This window comes from Chryseobacterium sp. StRB126, from assembly GCF_000829375.1.
Classification (GTDB): domain Bacteria; phylum Bacteroidota; class Bacteroidia; order Flavobacteriales; family Weeksellaceae; genus Chryseobacterium.
In genome coordinates, this window is record NZ_AP014624.1 from 4,513,601 (window position 1) to 4,532,044 (window position 18,444).

General features: G+C 35.4%; 19 protein-coding genes and 1 pseudogene. 7 read left to right on the forward strand and 13 right to left on the reverse strand.

Annotation, left to right across the window (positions count from 1 at the left end; genetic code table 11):
* Positions 1 to 33: 33 nt before the first annotated feature.
* On the reverse strand, positions 34 to 990 hold the full coding sequence (locus CHSO_RS20360; protein WP_045500215.1) for a helix-turn-helix transcriptional regulator: 957 nt from the start codon (positions 988 to 990) through the stop codon (positions 34 to 36).
* Positions 991 to 1,086: 96 nt separating this feature from the next.
* Here CHSO_RS20360 and CHSO_RS20365 point away from each other — a divergent pair, with 96 nt between their 5' ends.
* Positions 1,087 to 1,659 carry a Crp/Fnr family transcriptional regulator gene (locus CHSO_RS20365; protein ID WP_144428998.1) on the forward strand — a complete coding sequence of 191 codons (573 nt, stop codon included), beginning with the start codon at positions 1,087 to 1,089 and terminating at the stop codon, positions 1,657 to 1,659.
* 165 nt (positions 1,660 to 1,824) lie between these two features.
* On the forward strand, positions 1,825 to 2,289 hold the full coding sequence (locus tag CHSO_RS20370; RefSeq protein ID WP_045500221.1) for a carboxymuconolactone decarboxylase family protein: 465 nt from the start codon (positions 1,825 to 1,827) through the stop codon (positions 2,287 to 2,289).
* A gap of 139 nt (positions 2,290 to 2,428) precedes the next feature.
* On the opposite strand, the gene CHSO_RS20375 is transcribed toward CHSO_RS20370, so the two are convergent.
* Both CHSO_RS20375 and lptB read right to left on the reverse strand, forming a co-directional pair.
* Positions 2,429 to 4,156: an ABC transporter ATP-binding protein gene (locus CHSO_RS20375; RefSeq protein ID WP_045503065.1), complete on the reverse strand. Its 1,728-nt coding sequence runs from the start codon at positions 4,154 to 4,156 to the stop codon at positions 2,429 to 2,431.
* A 548-nt stretch (positions 4,157 to 4,704) separates the two neighbouring features.
* Positions 4,705 to 5,430, reverse strand: a pseudogene (gene lptB / locus CHSO_RS20380) (LPS export ABC transporter ATP-binding protein); the annotation flags it as partial.
* Between the two features lie 153 nt (positions 5,431 to 5,583).
* Here lptB and CHSO_RS20385 point away from each other — a divergent pair.
* Together CHSO_RS20385 and CHSO_RS20390 are read left to right on the forward strand one after the other, a co-directional pair.
* The gene (locus CHSO_RS20385; RefSeq protein WP_045500224.1) at positions 5,584 to 5,880 is read left to right on the forward strand and encodes a TM2 domain-containing protein; all 297 of its coding nucleotides are present in this window, start codon (positions 5,584 to 5,586) and stop codon (positions 5,878 to 5,880) included.
* A gap of 67 nt (positions 5,881 to 5,947) precedes the next feature.
* Entirely contained in the window at positions 5,948 to 6,124 is a 177-nt protein-coding gene (locus CHSO_RS20390; RefSeq protein WP_144428999.1) for a bacteriocin, read from the forward strand.
* 78 nt (positions 6,125 to 6,202) lie between these two features.
* Here CHSO_RS20390 and CHSO_RS26050 read toward each other — a convergent pair whose 3' ends face one another.
* The gene (locus CHSO_RS26050; protein ID WP_171817673.1) at positions 6,203 to 6,346 is read right to left on the reverse strand and encodes a bacteriocin-like protein; all 144 of its coding nucleotides are present in this window, start codon (positions 6,344 to 6,346) and stop codon (positions 6,203 to 6,205) included.
* 140 nt (positions 6,347 to 6,486) lie between these two features.
* Positions 6,487 to 7,476, reverse strand: coding sequence for a porphobilinogen synthase (hemB, locus tag CHSO_RS20395; protein ID WP_045500237.1), 990 nt, complete (start codon positions 7,474 to 7,476; stop codon positions 6,487 to 6,489).
* 118 nt (positions 7,477 to 7,594) lie between these two features.
* Between hemB and CHSO_RS20400 the strand changes: the two genes are divergently transcribed.
* The 3 genes from CHSO_RS20400 (at position 7,595) to CHSO_RS20410 (ending at position 10,276) form a co-directional block, all read left to right on the forward strand.
* Positions 7,595 to 7,945 (forward strand): T9SS type A sorting domain-containing protein, encoded by a 351-nt coding sequence (locus CHSO_RS20400; protein ID WP_045500240.1) that lies wholly within the window; start codon positions 7,595 to 7,597, stop codon positions 7,943 to 7,945.
* 104 nt (positions 7,946 to 8,049) lie between these two features.
* A complete protein-coding gene (locus CHSO_RS20405) occupies positions 8,050 to 8,961 on the forward strand; it encodes an ABC transporter ATP-binding protein (RefSeq protein ID WP_045500245.1) in 912 nt (303 codons plus the stop codon).
* 4 nt (positions 8,962 to 8,965) lie between these two features.
* The gene (locus CHSO_RS20410; RefSeq protein ID WP_045500247.1) at positions 8,966 to 10,276 is read left to right on the forward strand and encodes an ABC transporter permease; all 1,311 of its coding nucleotides are present in this window, start codon (positions 8,966 to 8,968) and stop codon (positions 10,274 to 10,276) included.
* 402 nt (positions 10,277 to 10,678) lie between these two features.
* Here the strand turns inward: CHSO_RS20410 and CHSO_RS20415 are convergent, their stop codons facing one another.
* From CHSO_RS20415 to CHSO_RS20450, 8 genes are all read right to left on the reverse strand, one after another.
* Positions 10,679 to 11,350: a porin family protein gene (locus CHSO_RS20415; RefSeq protein ID WP_045500251.1), complete on the reverse strand. Its 672-nt coding sequence runs from the start codon at positions 11,348 to 11,350 to the stop codon at positions 10,679 to 10,681.
* Between the two features lie 16 nt (positions 11,351 to 11,366).
* The gene (gene sucD, locus CHSO_RS20420) at positions 11,367 to 12,239 is read right to left on the reverse strand and encodes a succinate--CoA ligase subunit alpha (RefSeq protein WP_002977143.1); all 873 of its coding nucleotides are present in this window, start codon (positions 12,237 to 12,239) and stop codon (positions 11,367 to 11,369) included.
* 90 nt (positions 12,240 to 12,329) lie between these two features.
* Positions 12,330 to 13,232 carry an LpxD N-terminal domain-containing protein gene (locus tag CHSO_RS20425; RefSeq protein WP_045500252.1) on the reverse strand — a complete coding sequence of 301 codons (903 nt, stop codon included), beginning with the start codon at positions 13,230 to 13,232 and terminating at the stop codon, positions 12,330 to 12,332.
* 67 nt (positions 13,233 to 13,299) lie between these two features.
* Complete coding sequence (gene efp / locus CHSO_RS20430; RefSeq protein ID WP_045500255.1) at positions 13,300 to 13,866, reverse strand: elongation factor P; 567 nt, start codon at positions 13,864 to 13,866, stop codon at positions 13,300 to 13,302.
* Between the two features lie 39 nt (positions 13,867 to 13,905).
* Complete coding sequence (gene lpxA / locus CHSO_RS20435) at positions 13,906 to 14,700, reverse strand: acyl-ACP--UDP-N-acetylglucosamine O-acyltransferase (protein WP_045500258.1); 795 nt, start codon at positions 14,698 to 14,700, stop codon at positions 13,906 to 13,908.
* A complete protein-coding gene (locus CHSO_RS20440) occupies positions 14,701 to 16,098 on the reverse strand; it encodes a bifunctional UDP-3-O-[3-hydroxymyristoyl] N-acetylglucosamine deacetylase/3-hydroxyacyl-ACP dehydratase (RefSeq protein ID WP_045500260.1) in 1,398 nt (465 codons plus the stop codon).
* Entirely contained in the window at positions 16,091 to 17,122 is a 1,032-nt protein-coding gene (gene lpxD, locus CHSO_RS20445; RefSeq protein WP_045500263.1) for a UDP-3-O-(3-hydroxymyristoyl)glucosamine N-acyltransferase, read from the reverse strand. Before lpxD ends, CHSO_RS20440 begins: the two co-directional genes overlap by 8 nt.
* A 71-nt stretch (positions 17,123 to 17,193) precedes the next feature.
* Positions 17,194 to 18,420, reverse strand: coding sequence for an HD domain-containing protein (locus tag CHSO_RS20450; protein WP_045500266.1), 1,227 nt, complete (start codon positions 18,418 to 18,420; stop codon positions 17,194 to 17,196).
* Between the last annotated feature and the right edge of the window lie 24 nt (positions 18,421 to 18,444).

Here is an 18,444-nt window from a genome sequence, read left to right on the forward strand (position 1 = left end):
TCAATCCACCTCAGTAGTTCTCTGCTGAGGTTTTTATTGATGTCTTTCCATCATTTTGACTAGAATTTCATTCATTCTTATCCGAAGGCTTTCCGGTTCAAGAATGGTAGCATAGTCTGCAAAAGTGATGACCCAACGAGGGAATCCATCGTTAATCCATTCTGTTTCAAAAGTAAGCTCCATTCCCTGATCCGTTTCAACTTCTTCTACCAGACCGTAATATTTTTTGGAGTTTACAAGATGAGCCATTATTTTTTTATCTACCAAAAGTTTGGCTTTGACTTTATTCCCATGTGACTTTCTGTAATCATTAATCTGACCGTATTCCTGTAAAAAAGGAGTTTGTGTTTTGGAAATCTGCAGAATCCTGTCTACTCTGAACTGTCTGAAATCTTTTCTCAGCATACAGTAAGCCATGATATACCAGAAATTAAATTCAAAGAAAATCCCTACTGCTTCAATGGTTCTGTTGGTTACTCTTGAGTCTACTGTTTGATATTCAATATTCAGCTGTGTTTTCTCTGCAATACTTTCCAGAATAATGGGAATTACATTTTTCAGGGAATCTTCTTCTTTCTGCTGAGAGTGAAAATTAAAAACATCAATCTGTTTTTCAACATTCTGAATCAGATTTTTATCCGAATACCTCAACACTGAACGTACTTTTTCCATGGCAGTCTGATAGTGATTTCCCAAACTCTGATGGGAAAACTTCTGCATCAGCTTTTCAGCAGTAATAAAACTTAATACTTCTTCTTTGGTAAACATCACCGGTGGAAGTTTGTAACCATCCATTAGAGAATAGCCTGTTCCTGCTTCTCCAACAATTGGAATTCCTGCATTCTCCAGCGTTTTTACATCCCGATAAATAGTTCTTACACTGACATCGAATTTATCAGCCAGATCCTGAGCTCTTACTACAGGTTTAGACTGCAGCTGAGTAAGAATAGCTGTTACGCGGTCAAGTTTTTTTAGATAGTGGTCGTTCATATTGCTTTAGCAAAACTAAAATTCTTTTTTGAAGTACAGTTTATAAATGTAGAAGGTTTTTCATTAATTTTAATTTTTACAAAAAAGATCGGTCTTATGCATCACTCTCATTTCATTCAAACTATAGAAAAAATCCTGATACCGGAAGAACCTGTAATGAAGGAGCTTTTGGTTCATCTGGAATCTAAAACTTACAGAAAAGGAGACTTTTTGTTGAAAGCAGATGAAACCTGTAAATATTTTTATTTTATTGAAAAAGGATTAGTTAAACTATTTTTTGATAATGGAGATAAAGATTTTATTATGACATTTTTTGCCGAAAATGCTTTCTTTGCTGAACTGAGTGGCTTTCTTACAGGTAAACCATCAAAATATATGATTGTGGCTTTGGAACAAACTGATATTCTTCGTGTTCATAGAGACATTATTATGGATTTATGTAAAAAATATCATACAGCGGAAACTCTTTTCAGTAAGCTCTATTCAAAAGCACCTGTAAATATGATGGGAAGAATTAGTGAAATGCTGGAAGACGATGGAAAGAAGCGATATTATAATTTCATGAAACAGCAACCGGGACTTATTCAACGTATCAGCCTTGGAGATCTTGCAGACTATATTGGAATAACTCAGGTTTCTTTAAGCCGAATCAGGGCACAAAAGCTTTAAAGGAAAGAAGGAAGTTATTAAAGACTGAATATAATCATCTACCTAATAGTAACTTCCAGCATTCAGCTTCAAAAATCTTTCCACATATTATTTATCATTTGTAAAAAAAAACTGAAATATTCTCTTCTACATTTGTCACATAATTAATCAAAAAAAACAAATATTATGTCACAAAGAATCAATGCATTCGCAATCGGAAGCAAGGCTGTAAATGCGCTTCATAACATGGGATTTCAGGTACAGAACTCCTCATTGGATAATCAGTTTTTAGAACTGCTTTATTTTCGGGTTTCTCAGATGAACGGATGTGCTTTTTGTCTGGACATGCATTCCAAAGAGCTTAGAGCAAAAGGTGAAACTGAACAAAGAATATTTCTGGTAAGTGCATGGCGAGAATGTTCATTTTATACAGATAAAGAAAAAGCTGGATTACTTTGGGCTGAAAGCTTAACTGCTTTAAATGGCAAAGAAATTCCTGATGAAATCTATTCTCATGTAAGTCATCATTTTTCAGAAACTGAAATAGTAGATCTCACTATGGCGGTCATTGCAATTAATAGTTACAACAGAATCAATATTGCCTTCGGAGCAAATGTAGGAAGTTATCAGGTTCCTGAAAAAGCACAATAACCGGATCTCAAGTTTTAAGAAGCTGTCTCAAATTTATTTACGTATCCTATCTAAATGAAGTGAAAAATATTAAATCCTGAACTTTAAAATCATTCAGGAGAACAAAGATTTAGACAGATAACATTGAGACCGCTTCTTTTTAATTTTCTTTAAGAGTATTCACCAGTTTATCGAGATTTAAGCTTCGTGCCGAGGCATCAAAAATTTCTCGATAGGTTCCTTCTTTGTTGTAAAGTTCATCATGCGTTCCATTCTCTACTACTCGTCCTTTCTTCATCACATAAATTGTATCCGAATCCAAGATTTGAGATAATGAATGGGAAATAATGATCACTGTTCTCCCTTCTTTGATGGCATCTAAAGAATTTTTAATCTGTTCTGTTGCAATGGCATCCAGACTTGCGGTGGGTTCATCAAGGAATATAATTGGCGGATTCTTCAGAAACAGTCTTGCAATAGCAATTCTTTGTTGCTGTCCTCCTGAAAGCTGGGTAGCGTCGTGCTGATATCCGGTAGGAAGATCCATGATCTGATCGTGAAGATATGCTTTTTTTGCTGCGGCCTGAATTTCTTCAAAATTGGCATTCATATCACCATAACGAATGTTGTCTTCAATACTTCCCTGGAAAATATGGTTTTTCTGAAGAACAAGCCCCAGATCACTTCTCAGAAATGTATTATCATATTCGTTTAAATTTACTCCATCCAACAAAATTTCTCCTGAATCCGGCAGATAAAATTTACACAGAAGATTAATGATTGTTGATTTTCCAGCTCCGCTTAATCCTACCAATGCGGTTGTTTTTCCGTTTTCAATTTTCATGGAAACATCATGTAAAGCATGCGCTCCGTTAGGATAAGTAAAGTTTACATTTTTAAGCTCAAAAGTTCCTTTAATTTTTCTCTCTACAAAATCTCCGTTCGGTTCTGTTTCATTATCGGCATTAAGAATATCAAAATAACCTTCTGCATAAATCATTGCATCATTCATATCATCATAAATTCTGTGCAATTGACGGATGGGTGCCGATACGTTGTTGAACAGCATAATATGAAGCATAATAGCACCAATAGTCATCTGCTGATCCAATACCAGATAAACTGTTAGAAGAATTATTAGAACCACCCCGAATTGTTCAATGAAGGTTTTTAATCCGTCATAAATAAAATTGGTTCTTCTTGTGAACATCTGGCTTTCCATCAGCTGCATCTGGAGGTCATACTGTTTTTTACCTTCAAATTTTTCACGGACAAAACTTTTAATCACCATAATGGAGTTTACCAGATTCAAAAGGCCGGAAGTTTTCTTTTCTCTTTGATTTCTAAGCTGTCGGCGTACTCCGCTCAGTTTTTTGGCCTGTAATGAACTTATGTAAAAATAGATCGGAACGATGATCGTAGAAACTGCTCCCACATACACATTCTGCATATACATAATGATGAGCGCAATGATTGCATTGGAAAAAAGCGGAAGAATATCAATGAAGAAATTTTGTACAAGTTTTGTTAAACTTTCAATTCCACGATCTATCCTGATCTGTAATTTTCCTGATTCATGATTTTCATCATTAAAGTAAGCTACACGATAGGTTAAGATTTTGTCGATTGCAGATTGTGCTAAAACAGAACTGACATTGATCCTTATTTTTTCCCCGTAAAACTTCTGTCCGAAGTTGATGAAAATATTCAATAATTCTTTTCCCAGTAAAATAATGGAGATGATGATCAGGATGTGAATTCCTGCCGTCATCGGATGTGGAAGATGGGTCAATTTGGTCACCTCATCTACTGTATATTTCAGGACAATAGGGTTCACCTGTGCTGCCAGAGCTCCAAGAAAAGTAAGAAACAATGTTCCATAGATCATTAATCGGTAAGGTCTGATGAATGGAACAAGCTGTTTATAAATCCCGAATAAAGTAACTGTTCTATTGAATGGTTTTGCCATAGGAAATATTTAAACTGAAAAACGTACCGTTTCGAAAAGAAAAGGTACGTTTTTATTATGGTTTTTAGCAAATATTTATTGCTTATTTTACAGCTTATCAGGAGACCAAAATATCCATCTCAGGATTTATTTTATCCTTCATACATATACGTCGTAAGATAATGAAGCTCCGGCTGGCTTATTTTTTTAGATTCAGCTTCTGCCTGCTCCAAGGAATATTGTGAATTGATTTCTTTTTTCTGGAAAACAAATGAATTATTAGCGTTTTTATCCACTACTTCGCTAAAGATATGTTCGATCTCGGAGTTGCCTAATGAAGCAAAACTGACATCTTCAAAACCATGCATCAGTCTCAGATTATCATATTCCTTGAAGTTTTCATCAACAAATCCCTGCAAATGAGTTTTTGAATCAAAATTACCTGCCCAGATATTGTAGGCGTATTTTTTCTTCTTGGGTTTATCTAAGATGCTTTGGTATACGAAGTTTTCTCCAAGATAAGCTTCTCTTACCTGTGGATCATTGGCTAAGTCTTCCGGAAGACCTTCTTTAAGGATCTTTCCTTCAAACATAATATACGTTTTATTGGTAATCGCAAGCGTCTGCTGTACATTGTGGTCGGTAATCAAAATTCCGATATTTTTATCTACAAGACTTCTTACAATCTTTTGAATATCTTCTACCGCAATAGGGTCTACCCCGGCGAAAGGCTCATCCAGAAGGATAAAATTTGGGCTTGTAGCCAAACAACGGGCAATCTCAGTTCTACGTCTTTCTCCTCCGGAAAGAAGATCTCCTCTGTTTTTACGAACATGCTGTAAAGAAAACTCTTCAATCAGTTCATCACATTTAATTTGCTGTTCACGTTTGGAAAGTTTTGTGAGCTGCAATACTCCCATGATGTTTTCCTCTACAGACAGTTTTCTGAAAACCGAAGCTTCCTGTGCCAGATATCCGATTCCTTTTTGGGCTCTTCGGTACATGGCATCTGTAGTAATCTCCTGTTTATCCAGGAAAATTTTTCCTGAAGTAGGCTTAACCAACCCTACGATCATATAAAACGATGTGGTTTTTCCTGCTCCGTTTGGACCAAGCAAACCAACAATTTCTCCCTGCTGAACCTGTACAGAAACGCCTTTTACAACTTTTTTAGGACCGTATTCTTTGATTAAGTTTTCTCCGCGTAAAATCATAGGGCAAATATATCAAAAATATAAACTTCACTGATATCTTAATGTAAACTTGTTTATCTAAAATGTGAAAAGATTTCACATTCAGTATATGTAACTTTTCATATTTCCAACCTACTTATTATATAAATATCAATCAATTACAAATACTAAGAAATGGAAAATTACGGTTACACAAAAACAGAAAATACAGGAAACCAACAACAGACAAATATCCCTTACCGTTCAGAAAAAAAACTTCCTGCAGCCCTATTAGGTATTCTTGTAGGCTGGCTGGGTTTAAATAAATTTTATCTTGGGTATACCAAAGAAGGCATTATCCAATTAGTTCTGAATATTGTGACCTGTGGGGTTGCCTCTATTATCCCTTTTATTGAAGGCATCATCTATCTTTGTATGGATGACAAACAGTTTGATGACACCTATGTTCATGGAAGAAAACCATGGTTATAATTAAATATCAAAACCATGTGATATATTTTTATTAATTTAGAATAACTAATTGATAAAAATCTTAGCCATGAATAAATTAACAAAAAAAGATTTAAAACAAATCAAAGGAGGTTATTATTATACCTATCCAGATAAAAATGGAAACTGCTTTCCGGGATGGTATCTATGCCCAACAAAAATTTGTCTTTTAGACCATCCCGACAATCCAATACGTCCTGATGATCCTTTCTGTCAGGGAAGATAAATAAAAACCATCTCCAAATAGTAACTAATATAAAAATGCTGTCTCAGTGAAACAGCATTTTTTATTTTTTATATTGAATTAATCCGGACAAGCTACATGGTTGATTGTACATGGATGCCAAATACCTTTACACAATGTCCCGCAATTTGGGTCATCAATGATTATTTCTCCTCCTTTAATTCCTTTCAATTGGTTTCTTTCAATCTTCTTTAAATTTTTCATAATTACCTATTTTAATTTTTAGAATTCTAATATAAGAATATTCTCCATATAAAGAATTATTCTGAAAATGTTTTAAAAATCTTGCTAAAAAAAATAGACTGCCTTACTGACAGTCTATTTTTTATGTATTGGAAATTCTTTTATCTATTTAAAATCATTGCTGCTTCTTTAGCAAAATAAGTAAAGATCATATCTGCACCGGCTCTTTTAAAACATGTAAGGTTTTCAATGATTGTTTTATCATTATCCAGCCATCCGTTCTGAACTGCTGCTTTCACCATTGCATATTCTCCACTTACGTTATAAACAGCAATCGGAAGATCAATAGCTTCACGTACTTTAGCAACGATATCCAGATAAGGAAGTCCCGGTTTAATCATAATAACATCCGCTCCTTCATCAATATCTTTAAATACTTCATTCAAAGCTTCGCGGGAGTTGTGAAAATCCATCTGATACGTTTTTTTATCTTTCGGAATTTCAATATTTTCTTTTGGAGCACTGTCTAAAGCACTTCTGAAAGGCCCGTAGAAAGAACTCGCATATTTCGCCGCGTAGCTTACGATACCAACATCTGTAAATCCGCTTTGTTCTAATGCTTCACGAATTACCTGAACTCTGCCATCCATCATATCGCTTGGAGCCACAAGATCTGCCCCTGCTTCTGCATGAGATACTGACATTTTTGCCAATGCATCATTGGTAGCATCATTTAAAATTTTTCCGTTTTCAATAATTCCGTCGTGTCCGTAGATTGAATAAGGATCTAAAGCAACATCAGGCATAACCACCATTCCCGGAACAGCATCTTTAATCGCTTTGATTGTATTCTGCATCAATCCGTTTTTGTTCCATGCTTCTTTTCCGGTATTGTCTTTCAGATTTTCGGATATCTTCATGTACAAATTGACAGCTTTTACGCCTAAAGAAAATAATTCCTTACATTCTTTTACTGTTAAATCTATGCTTCGCCTGAAAATTCCCGGCATCGACGGGATCGGTTCCTGCATGTTTTCGCCCTCCATTACGAAGATCGGCATTACAAAATCATCAGTTGTAAGCACATTTTCTCTTACCAAACTTCTGATAGATTCATTAACTCTAAGTCTTCTATTTCTTGAATGTATCATTTTGGAATACTTTTTGAATAAGTTTCTACAAATTTACTACAAGTTATACAAAAAACTATTGTATGAAATTGTAGAATTTGTTATATTTGTTATATATATTCGAGAAATTATAAATTTGATGAAAAAACTTTTACTTTTAATTCTATTTGCAGGCACTTTTGTTGGATTTTCCAACAATTTACAAGCTCAGCTTAGAGAGCCGGGTTCCATCACTCAGAAGGCAGATGATGGTGTTTTGCTTGCCTATCCAAATCCGGCTAAGGATTTCCTTATCATTAAGGCAAAAGATTCTTCTTTAAGAATCAAAAGTGTGACTTTTTATTCTATTTTGGGTATGCAAGTTGCCAACTATACAGTCAATATGAACTCCGGAGAGATTAATATTGAAAAATTAAAACCCGGAAAATATCTGATTCGTTATATTTTGAGCGACAATACGCAAAAAGTTACTCAAATCGTGAAACAATAAATTAAAATCCTGATAATCATCAGGATTTTTTCTTTTATATCAATCTCGTTTAATATTTCTGTAACTTTAAGGACTTTTTTATACTAATTGTAAAAAACAACTTAATGCTAAAAGCTGAACATATTAGAAAGACCTATAATACCGGAAAAAAGGTCGCATTGGATGATTTCAGCATCCATGTTCCTAAAGGAAGTATTTACGGACTTTTAGGGCCCAACGGAGCCGGAAAAACTTCATTTATCCGTATCATTAACCAAATTACCCAGGCAGACTCCGGAGAGATCCTAATTAATGGACAAAAGTTAAACCCAAGCCACATCAAAGATATCGGTTATATGCCTGAAGAAAGAGGGCTGTACAAGAATATGAGTGTAGGTGACCAGATCCTTTATTTCGGGGAATTGAAAGGGATGAGTAAAAATGACGCTCTGAATGAAGCAAAAAAATGGTTTGACAAACTGAACATCGATCAATGGTGGAAGAAAAAACTTTCCGAATTGTCTAAAGGAATGGCTCAAAAAATTCAGTTTGTGGTAACAGTACTTCACAGACCTCATCTTTTAATCCTTGATGAGCCTTTCTCAGGTTTTGACCCTGTAAATGCTAACTTAATCAAAGACCAGATTATTGATCTTAAGAATAACGGAACCACAATCATTCTTTCTACCCACAGAATGGAAAGTGTAGAAGAAATGTGTGACTATGTGGCATTGATTAACAACTCCAAAAAGATTATTGATGGAAGAGTTTTTGATGTAAGAGAAAAATTCAAGAAAAATATTTTTGGAATTACCCTTTCTGAAGTCAACAATGAACAGCTGGAAAGCTTCCGAAATAAATATGAAATCTTCAACTTTTCCAACGAAAACAGCCTGGTGTCTTTTGACCTGAAAAATGAAGCGGATCAGAATAATATCCTTCTTGATCTTGTGCATGTAGGGAAGGTAAGATCATTTGACGAAAGAATTCCTAGTATGAATGAAGTGTTTATTAACGCTGTAAGTAACCATTCTTAATTTTATGAAAAATATTTTTTTAATTACCAAGAGGGAGTTTCTTACACAGGTTAAGAAAAAATCCTTTATCATATTAACCTTATTGGCACCTGTTATGATTATTGCCTTTGGTGCAGTGATCGGATTAATGTTTAAAGCCAATGAATCGCACAGTATTATTGAGGTTGTTGACAAAAGTGGTTTATTCATCAATCAATTAAAGTCTAATGACAAACTGAACTACGTATTCGTTTCTGCGGCAGATGAAAATTCCAAAATCAACAATTTAAAAGGGAACGAATCTCTGGACGGAATTTTAATTTTGCCAGAATTAAAAGGCCAGAATTACGAAGAGCTTGAAACGGGGGCCAGACTGGTTATCAATAGTAAAATGGGCTTTGATACCAAACAAAAAATTGTCTCCGACATTACCAATGTTGTTAAAAAAGAGAAAATCAAACAATTGGGAATCCAGGAAACTCAATTGAATGATCTTGATAAAAGTTTCAGCCTGAAGACCATAAATGTTGCAGATAACAACAAAGAGGATTCTGACCTTACTTTTGGCGTTAAATCAGGACTTAGTATGGTTTTGATGTATGTTACCTTCATGTTTATTATTATCTATGGAGTAAGAGTAATGCGAAGCGTTCTGGAGGAAAAGAACAACCGTGTTGTAGAGATTATTATTTCTTCTGTAAAACCCTTTGAGCTGATGATGGGTAAAATCCTTGGAGTGACCCTGGTTGCTCTTACCCAGTTTCTGATCTGGATTACCATGTCTGTGATTGGGGCTTTGGTTTTAAATACCGGATTCTCTCCTCTTCAACAGAATGTTCCGGGCGCCAATGAGCAAATTGCAAATAAACTGGATATGGCACAACTTGCAACTCAGATTTCCCACAGTTTATTGGAACTGAATTTCCCGCTGATTATTTTTGTGTTCATTGTTTTCTTCCTTTTAGGATATATTTTCTACAGTTCCATTTATGCAGCTATTGGATCTGCAGTGGATAATGAAACGGAAACTCAGCAGTTCACTTTATTTGCGATCTTACCATTAACCCTGGGAATGTATGGAAGCTTCTCATTAATGAATAATCCTGATGGTCCAATGGGCTTCTGGTTATCTATTATTCCATTTACATCACCGGTAGCCATGATTGCCAGAATACCTTTCGGAGTTCCTGCATGGCAGATTGCTTTATCTATTGTGTTATTATTGGCGACCACTGTCTTTATGATATTCCTTGCCGGAAAAATCTATCGTGTAGGAATTTTGATGTATGGAAATAAGGCTACATTAAAGGAGCTTTGGAAGTGGATTAAAGGCTAGTTCAGAAAGCTAAAAATATAGATTTAAAAAGGGCAAATTTACAGAGGTGTGAATTTGCTCTTTTTATTTTGAAAGAGATTTCATCTGAGTTCCTGAGTAACAAAAAGATCAGAAATATTTAGGTTCATTCCCAATTCCGGTTATTTTGGTAATACAAGCAATATTAATTTTGACGCAAAGTTTTAGCATCTTTATGGCATACTTTTTAAGGAAGCAAAGATGGAATCAATTGCATTGATTCTTTCTAAGCAAATGGATAATCCAATAGTTTCCTCATTGGTTTATCACAATTCTTAGTATTCTGAAGATATATCAATTAAATAATATTCCCTGCATTTTTAAATCAAAAAAATCCCGGAAATTGCTTTCCGGGATTTTTATTTATATTCTGAATAAAATGTTTTATTTGAATATATAGCTTAAGGTAAGAGCTATCACCTGTTCAGACTTTTTCTTATCAGTACCTTTGGTTTCTTTTTTAAGGCCAGGATAAGTATCCCCAAGACCTAAGTCATATTTTAAAGCTACTTCAAGTTGTCTCTTATAGCTATATCCTACTCCTAATCCTATGCCCCAGTTAAAACTGTTTGCTTTTCCATTTACTCCTGAAGGCTGTGAAGGATCAGTAACATCCGGATCATAATAAGGTCTGTTTGCAGGAACATCTTTAACATTTTGGCTCAGCAAAAAGTTAAATCTAGGTCCCAATAGTCCAAAGAATTCAGATTCTGCTTCTGAAAAGTACCCTTTGAAATAAAGAGGTACACTCAGATAGTTATTAGCATATACTGCATTATAACCATCCATATTCTTAGCATCACTATCTTTACCTGTTTCTCCGCCTCCATAGTATAGAACTTCGGGCTGAATGTAAAACTGGTTTGCCTTTCCTACGGGAATTAAAGCCAAAGCTCCACCTTGAAAGGTGTATCTTGGGCCTGAAGGATTGTGGGCATTAGATACTCTGGAATAGTTTAATCCCGCTGTAAGTCCGAATCTTGTATTCTTCCACTGCACTTGTGCAAAGGATAAAGCAGAAAGGGTTAAAGCTGAGGCTAATAAAAGTTTTTTCATATTATTTGGTTTTATATTATCCTAGAATCTTAGCAACAGTAGCACCGATATCAGCAGGGGAATCAACAACGTTGATACCATTCTCTCTCATGATTTCCATTTTTGCCTGAGCTGTATCTTCTGCACCACCTACAATAGCACCAGCGTGTCCCATTGTTCTTCCTTTTGGAGCTGTTTGTCCAGCGATAAATCCTACAACCGGCTTAGTAGATCCACTAGCTTTATACCATCTAGCAGCTTCAGCTTCTAATCCACCACCAATTTCACCAATCATTACAACAGCTTCAGTTTCAGGATCGTTGATGAATAATTCCAACGCTTCTCTTGTAGTAGTTCCAATAATTGGGTCACCACCAATACCGATCGCTGTAGAGATACCGTAACCTGCTCTTACTACCTGATCAGCAGCTTCGTAAGTAAGGGTACCTGATTTTGAAACAATACCTACTTTACCTTTTTTGAAAACAAAACCTGGCATAATACCAATTTTAGCTTCTTCAGAAGTAATGATTCCAGGGCAGTTTGGTCCGATTAATCTGCAGTCTCTGTCAGCAATATAAGATTTTACTTTTACCATATCAGCTACAGGAATACCTTCAGTAATACATACAATTACTTTAATCCCTGCTTCAGCAGCTTCCATGATAGCGTCTGCTGCAAATGCCGGTGGTACGAAAATAATACTTACGTTTGCTCCTGCTTTTTCAACAGCGTCAGCTACTGTATTGAATACTGGCTTTCCTAAGTGCTCGCTTCCTCCTTTTCCTGGAGTAACACCACCTACTACGTTTGTTCCGTATTCAATCATCTGCCCAGCATGGAAAGTACCTTCGTTCCCTGTAAATCCTTGTACAATTACTTTAGAATCTTTGTTTACTAAAATTGACATTTTATTGTTGTTTTAATTTATTTATTATTTTATTAATGCTCACAAATTTACTTAAATTTCTTTGATTTTGGACAAAACCTTTGGAATTGTTTATTTGAGATTTCTCAGTTTTACTTCTTTTTTCAGATAAGTCTTGAAATCTTCAGCAAACATTCCGATATAGGTACCTTTTTCAAGGTCTCTGTTCACTCCGGTTTTCCCTAAAAGTACAGATCCGCTCTCAATTTTATTTCCTGAAGCAATACCCACCTGTCCCCATAGGGTTACTCCATCTCCAATCACACAACATCCCGCAATTCCAACCTGAGAAGCTATTAAACATTTCTTCCCGATTATAGTGTCATGCCCTATCTGAATCTGATTGTCTAAAACAGAACCTTCTCCAACCACTGTAGAATCTGTAACACCTCTGTCTATAGTGCATCCATTTCCTATTTCCACGTTATTTTCGATCACAACATTTCCGACTGAAATCAAACGGTCAAAATTTCCATCCAATTTCCTGTAATAGAAAGCGTCACCTCCTAACACCGTATTAGACTGAATTACTACATTATCTCCGATAACAGTTCTATCACCAATCACTACATTCGGGAAAATTAAAGTATTTTTTCCAATTTTCACATTGTTTCCGATTACTGCAGAGGAGTGAATTCTTGTTCCCTCACCAATTTCAGCATCATGAAGTTCTTCTGTGAAATTATAAATTCTTGTAAAGTGAGTATTGATTTTATTAAAATCTCTGAAAGGATCATCCGAAATCAGAAGCGCCTTACCTTCAGGGCAATCTACTTCCTTATCAATCAAAATAATGGTAGCGGCAGAGTTCAGTGCCTTATCGTAGTATTTGGGATGATTCACAAACACAATCTCGCCCGGTTTTACCATATGAATTTCATTGGAACCCAATACTTCAAAATCCTCAGGACCAACAAATCTGGAGCCAATCAAATTGGCAATCGTTTTAAGCTTTTGCGGAGAATGGAATCTCATAACAATAGATTTTCTTATAAAACAAAATTCGGACTGCTAATGCAAACCGAATTTATGTAAATTTTATTTATTCTTTTACTCTTTCTAAGTAACTACCGTCTTCGGTGCTTACTTTAATTTTGTCTCCCGGTTCAATGAACAAAGGAACCATTACTCGTGCTCCTGTTTCAACGATTGCGTTTTTAAGAGCATTGGTAGCTGTATTTCCTTTTACACCCGGATCAGCTTCAATAACATCCAGGTATACAGACTGTGGAAGTTCAGCAGAAAGTGGAGTTTCATCTGCTTCTTTCAAAATGATTGTTACTTCTTCACCTGCTTTCATCAAGTTTGAGTTTTCAATCATTTCTTTATTTAAATATAGCTGAGAAAAATCATCGTTATTCATGAAGTGGAATCCGTTCTCATCATCATAAAGATATTGGAACTTTCTTGTGATTACTTTTACTTCCTCAATTTTGTGGCCTGCAGAGAATGTATTATCTAATACTTTTCCGTTTGTCACAGATTTTAATTTTGTTCTTACGAAAGCAGGTCCTTTTCCTGGTTTTACATGAAGAAACTCAATTACTTTAAAAATATCATTGCTAAATTCGATGCAAAGACCTTTTCTAATATCGTTACTTGTTGCCATTAATATATATTATCTTTTTTTACTTAATTCTTAGCACTTTTAGTTGCTGTCTTTTCCTGTCCCGTATCCTTTTACAATACCTCTTGGAGAGTTTTGGATAAACTGAAGAATTTCATCTCTTTCAGCTGTAGGAAGCATTTCTTTTTCAATATACGCCAATGCTTGAGAAACGTTCATCTTCATTTGGAAAATAGCTCTGTAAATCTTTTGAATTTCAAAGATTTTCTCATTGGAAAAACCTCTTCTTCTGAGACCTACTGAGTTAATACCAGCATAGGAAATTGGATCTCTTGCCACTTTCACATAAGGTGGAACATCTTTTCTAATTAAAGACCCTCCTGAAATCATTGTATGTTTTCCGATCTTACCAAACTGCTGAACGGCAGATAAACCTCCCATTACAGTAAAGTCTCCGATTTCAACATGTCCTGCAATACCGCAACCATTGGCAATAATCACATTATCTCCTATGATACAGTCATGGGCAACGTGGGAAGTAGCCATAATAAGGCAGTTGCTTCCTACTTTGGTATAACCTAAAGCTTTTGTTCCTCTATTTACTGTTACACATTCTCTTAAAGTAGTATGATCTCCAATAATGGTTCGTGTATCTTCACCATCGAACTTTAAGTCCTGAGGAATTGCAGAAATTACAGTCCCGGGAAAAATCTTACAATCTTTTCCTATTCTTGCTCCATCCATGATGGTAACATTTGGACCAATCCATGTTCCTTCTCCAATTTCTACATCCCCTGCAATTGTAGTAAATGGTTCTACAATTACATTTTTGCTGATTTTCGCACGTTTATCTACGGCTGCTAATTGATGAATCATTTAATCAACTTTATTTTTTGCAACTTGAGCCATAAGCTCTGCTTCTACTGCCACTGTGTCTCCTACATATCCGTACCCCTGCATGTGTACAATACCTCTTCTTATAGGCTCTATCAATTCAATTTTGAATATAAGGGTATCTCCCGGAATTACTTTTCTCTTGAATTTTACTTTATCAATCTTGATAAAATAGGTAGAATAGTTTTCAGGATCAGGAACGCTTGCCAATACAAGAATACCTCCTGTCTGAGCTAATGCTTCTACTTGAAGTACTCCAGGCATGACAGGCTCCTTTGGGAAATGCCCAACGAAGAAAGGCTCATTCATTGTTACATTTTTTAACCCTACTACATGAGAGTCTGAAAGTTCAAGAACTTTATCAATTAATAAGAACGGAGGTCTGTGAGGCATAAGCTTCATGATTCCGTTGATATCGAATACCGGTTCTTTTGTTAAATCAAAATCCGGAACGTTTTTCTTTTTCTGCAATTTCCACTGGCGGTTTAATTTTTTTGCAAATTGAGTATTTACAAAATGACCTGGTTTGTTGGCAATTACCTTACCTTTAATTTTCACTCCTGCTAAAGCTAAATCGCCAATTACATCTAATAATTTGTGTCTTGCCGCTTCGTTCGGGTAATTTAAGTTAAGATTGTCAAGAATACCATTTGGTCTGATGGATACATTATCCTTACCAAAGGCTTTTTTCAATTTTTCTGTTGTTTCAGGAGTAAGATCCTTATCTACATAAACGATCGCATTAGAGATATCGCCTCCTTTGATTAATCCATGATCTAAAAGCATTTCCAATTCATGTAAGAAACTGAATGTTCTTGCTGAAGAGATTTCATCTTTAAATTCGGAAATATTTTTAAGGGTAGCATTTTGAGTTCCTAAGACTTTAGTTCCAAAATCTACCATAGTAGTTACTTCGTAAGTATCTGAAGGAATAATGGTGATTTCCGAACCCGTAGCCGGATCACTGTAGGTAAGAACTTCTTTTACCACCAAATATTCTCTGGCAACATTCTGGTCTACTACTCCTACACTTTCGATAGCTTCTACAAAATATTTTGAAGATCCATCTAAAATAGGCGGCTCAGAAGCATCCATTTCCAACACTGCATTGTCTATGTCACAACCCACTAAAGCAGCTAAAAGATGCTCACAGGTAGTAATTTTTACGCCAAGCTTTTCTAATGTTGTCCCTCTCTCTGTTGCTACTACATAATTAACATCAGCTTCAACCTGAGGATGTCCCTCTAAATCGGTTCTTACAAATACAAATCCCGTATTCTCCTTTGCGGGTTTGATGGTAAGTTTTACTTCTTTACCAGTATGAAGGCCTATTCCAGAAAGAGTTACCTCTTCCTGAAGCGTTTTTTGCATATCACTCATTAGTATTATCTTTTGAGTTATTCTCAAGATTATTTATTCTGTTGACTATTCCAGGTAAATTTCTGAAATGAACATAGCTTCTTAAATAGTCATTGTAGCTGATTGCCGGTGAACCATATAAAGTTTCTCTATCGTTAACACTTGAATTCACGCCACTCTGAGCCTGAATCTTCACCTGATTTCCGATTTTGATATGTCCAACAATTCCTACCTGACCTCCAATTTGATTCCAGTCTCCGATTGTAGTAGAACCTGCAATTCCGGCTTGTGCTGCAATTACATTATTCTGTCCTATTTTCACATTATGGGCAATCTGAATCAAATTATCGATTTTTGTTCCTTTTCCAATGATAGTAGAGCCAATTGTTGCTCTGTCAATACTACAGTTTGATCCAATTTCTACATCTTCTTCAATGATTACGTTTCCAAGCTGTGGAATTTTTTTGAATCCCTCAGCAGTGGGCTGAAACCCGAAACCATCCCCTCCTACTACAGTATTGGAGTGAATAACACAGTTATCTCCAATGATACAGTAATCGTAAATTCTGGCTCCACTGTCAATTTTACAGTTTTTACCAATTTTTACACCTTTACCAATATATACATGTGGATAAATTTGTGACCCATCACCAATTCTAGCCTTCTCGGAAACATATGTAAATGCTCCTATATAAACCTGATCCCCTATTATAGCTGAATCATGGATGGATGAACCATCTTCAATACCTTCTTTTCTTCCTCTCATCTCCTGATATAAGTTCATCAGAACCTGAAAAGATAAATAGGCATCTTTTACTACAATTAAGGTAGGGTTATAACTGTTTTTATTCAGAAGTTTTTCCGAAACGATGATTACGGAGCATCTTGAGGTATCTAAAAAATGAGAAAATCGATCTTGTGCTATAAAAGAAAGATGCCCTGATTCTCCATTTTCAATTGGAGAAACCCCTGTAATAAGTGCATTTTCATCACCTATTATTTTTCCGTCAATAAAACTTGCAATTTGCGAAGCTGTGAATTCCATATTCTGCAAAGATAAGAAATTCTATAATTTGCAAACATTTTTTGATTTCAGATATTCAATTTTAATATTATTTAAGAATCCAAACGAGAGATATCCCTTGGAAACATAAGAATATAACGAGTGGTTTTATTTACCATCAACCCTGATAAAAGCTGATCTTCTGACTCATGAAGCTTCATTCTTTTCCCATTTTTCTGCAATAAATAAATCGGCTGCTTTTCTGTATCGTAAGGTAAAAGTTTTCTTTTTATTTCATGAATCAATTCTTTCCCGTTATCAATTCCAAAAAATTCATTGGTAATTTTTATTTTTTCTTCAATAATCTTCCCATCAAAAGGGTGCGATGAGATAATAGTCTTCGGAAGGTTTCTTTGGATAACACTTTTACACCAATAGGATAAAACGAAATCATCAGAATTCTGCCACTCTTTCATAGCCTGAATCACATCATTATCATCTAAACTGGTAAACCTTTCTATGTCTTCATCTGTTGCAGCACTCTTTCCGCGGTATAAAAAATATTTCAGATTCTCTGTTGCCGGAAGTTCAATTCCCTGAGAAATTAAATATTTTGCTCTTTCAAGAATTTTCACCAACAGAAATTCTGCCAACGCAGATGTTTTATGATAATACACCTGCCAGTACATGAACATTCTGGCTGTTAAAAAATTTTCTATAGAGTAAATTCCTTTTGCATCAATCACCAGCTCCCCTTCTTCACATACATTCATCATGGAAATAATTCTTTGGGTATTAATATTTCCTTCTGATACTCCTGTAAAAAAGCTATCTCTTTTCAGATAATCCAACCTATCTACATCCAATTGAGATGATATCAGCTGATTAAAGAATTTTCTGTGGTATTTCCCTTGAAACATTTCAATAGCCATAGATAACTGACCGTTAAATTCTTCGTTCAGTTTATTCATCAGTAATAAAGACAGTTTTTCGTGATGCCAGTCGTCCATCAGCATATTCTCCAAAGCATGAGAAAATGGTCCATGCCCAATATCATGCATTAAAATAGCCAACATAGCTCCTTTTTCCTCTTCCTCAGAAATTTTAACTCCTTTTTGCTTTAAGGTTTCCAAAGCTGTAAACATCAAATGCATCGCTCCCAGGGCATGATGAAACCTTGTATGGGTAGCTCCCGGAAAAATCAGGTTCAAAAGACCGGTCTGGCCAATCCTTCTTAATCTTTGAAAGTAGGGATGTTCAATAATATCAAATAAAATTTCGTGAGGAATTTTGATAAATCCATGAACAGGATCGTTGATAATTTTTAGCTTATTCTGCATTGAAACGTCTGTATGAGTAAACAA

Bases quoted from the DNA above. Each gene is read 5' to 3' on its own strand.
- CHSO_RS20370 (WP_045500221.1), top strand. From the start codon at position 1,825: ATGTCACAAAGAATCAATGCATTCGCAATCGGAAGCAAGGCTGTAAAT.
- efp (WP_045500255.1), bottom strand. From the start codon at position 13,866: ATGGCAACAAGTAACGATATTAGAAAAGGTCTTTGCATCGAATTTAGC.
- CHSO_RS20440 (WP_045500260.1), bottom strand. From the start codon at position 16,098: ATGAGTGATATGCAAAAAACGCTTCAGGAAGAGGTAACTCTTTCTGGA.
- CHSO_RS20390 (WP_144428999.1), top strand. From the start codon at position 5,948: ATGAATAAATTAACAAAAAAAGATTTAAAACAAATCAAAGGAGGTTAT.
- CHSO_RS20405 (WP_045500245.1), top strand. From the start codon at position 8,050: ATGCTAAAAGCTGAACATATTAGAAAGACCTATAATACCGGAAAAAAG.
- CHSO_RS20385 (WP_045500224.1), top strand. From the start codon at position 5,584: ATGGAAAATTACGGTTACACAAAAACAGAAAATACAGGAAACCAACAA.
- CHSO_RS20415 (WP_045500251.1), bottom strand. From the start codon at position 11,350: ATGAAAAAACTTTTATTAGCCTCAGCTTTAACCCTTTCTGCTTTATCC.
- CHSO_RS20450 (WP_045500266.1), bottom strand. From the start codon at position 18,420: ATGCAGAATAAGCTAAAAATTATCAACGATCCTGTTCATGGATTTATC.
- sucD (WP_002977143.1), bottom strand. From the start codon at position 12,239: ATGTCAATTTTAGTAAACAAAGATTCTAAAGTAATTGTACAAGGATTT.
- lpxA (WP_045500258.1), bottom strand. From the start codon at position 14,700: ATGATTCATCAATTAGCAGCCGTAGATAAACGTGCGAAAATCAGCAAA.
- CHSO_RS26050 (WP_171817673.1), bottom strand. From the start codon at position 6,346: ATGAAAAATTTAAAGAAGATTGAAAGAAACCAATTGAAAGGAATTAAA.
- CHSO_RS20425 (WP_045500252.1), bottom strand. From the start codon at position 13,232: ATGAGATTCCATTCTCCGCAAAAGCTTAAAACGATTGCCAATTTGATT.
- CHSO_RS20400 (WP_045500240.1), top strand. From the start codon at position 7,595: ATGAAAAAACTTTTACTTTTAATTCTATTTGCAGGCACTTTTGTTGGA.
- CHSO_RS20375 (WP_045503065.1), bottom strand. From the start codon at position 4,156: ATGATCTATGGAACATTGTTTCTTACTTTTCTTGGAGCTCTGGCAGCA.
- hemB (WP_045500237.1), bottom strand. From the start codon at position 7,476: ATGATACATTCAAGAAATAGAAGACTTAGAGTTAATGAATCTATCAGA.
- CHSO_RS20410 (WP_045500247.1), top strand. From the start codon at position 8,966: ATGAAAAATATTTTTTTAATTACCAAGAGGGAGTTTCTTACACAGGTT.
- lpxD (WP_045500263.1), bottom strand. From the start codon at position 17,122: ATGGAATTCACAGCTTCGCAAATTGCAAGTTTTATTGACGGAAAAATA.
- CHSO_RS20360 (WP_045500215.1), bottom strand. From the start codon at position 990: ATGAACGACCACTATCTAAAAAAACTTGACCGCGTAACAGCTATTCTT.
- CHSO_RS20365 (WP_144428998.1), top strand. From the start codon at position 1,087: ATGCATCACTCTCATTTCATTCAAACTATAGAAAAAATCCTGATACCG.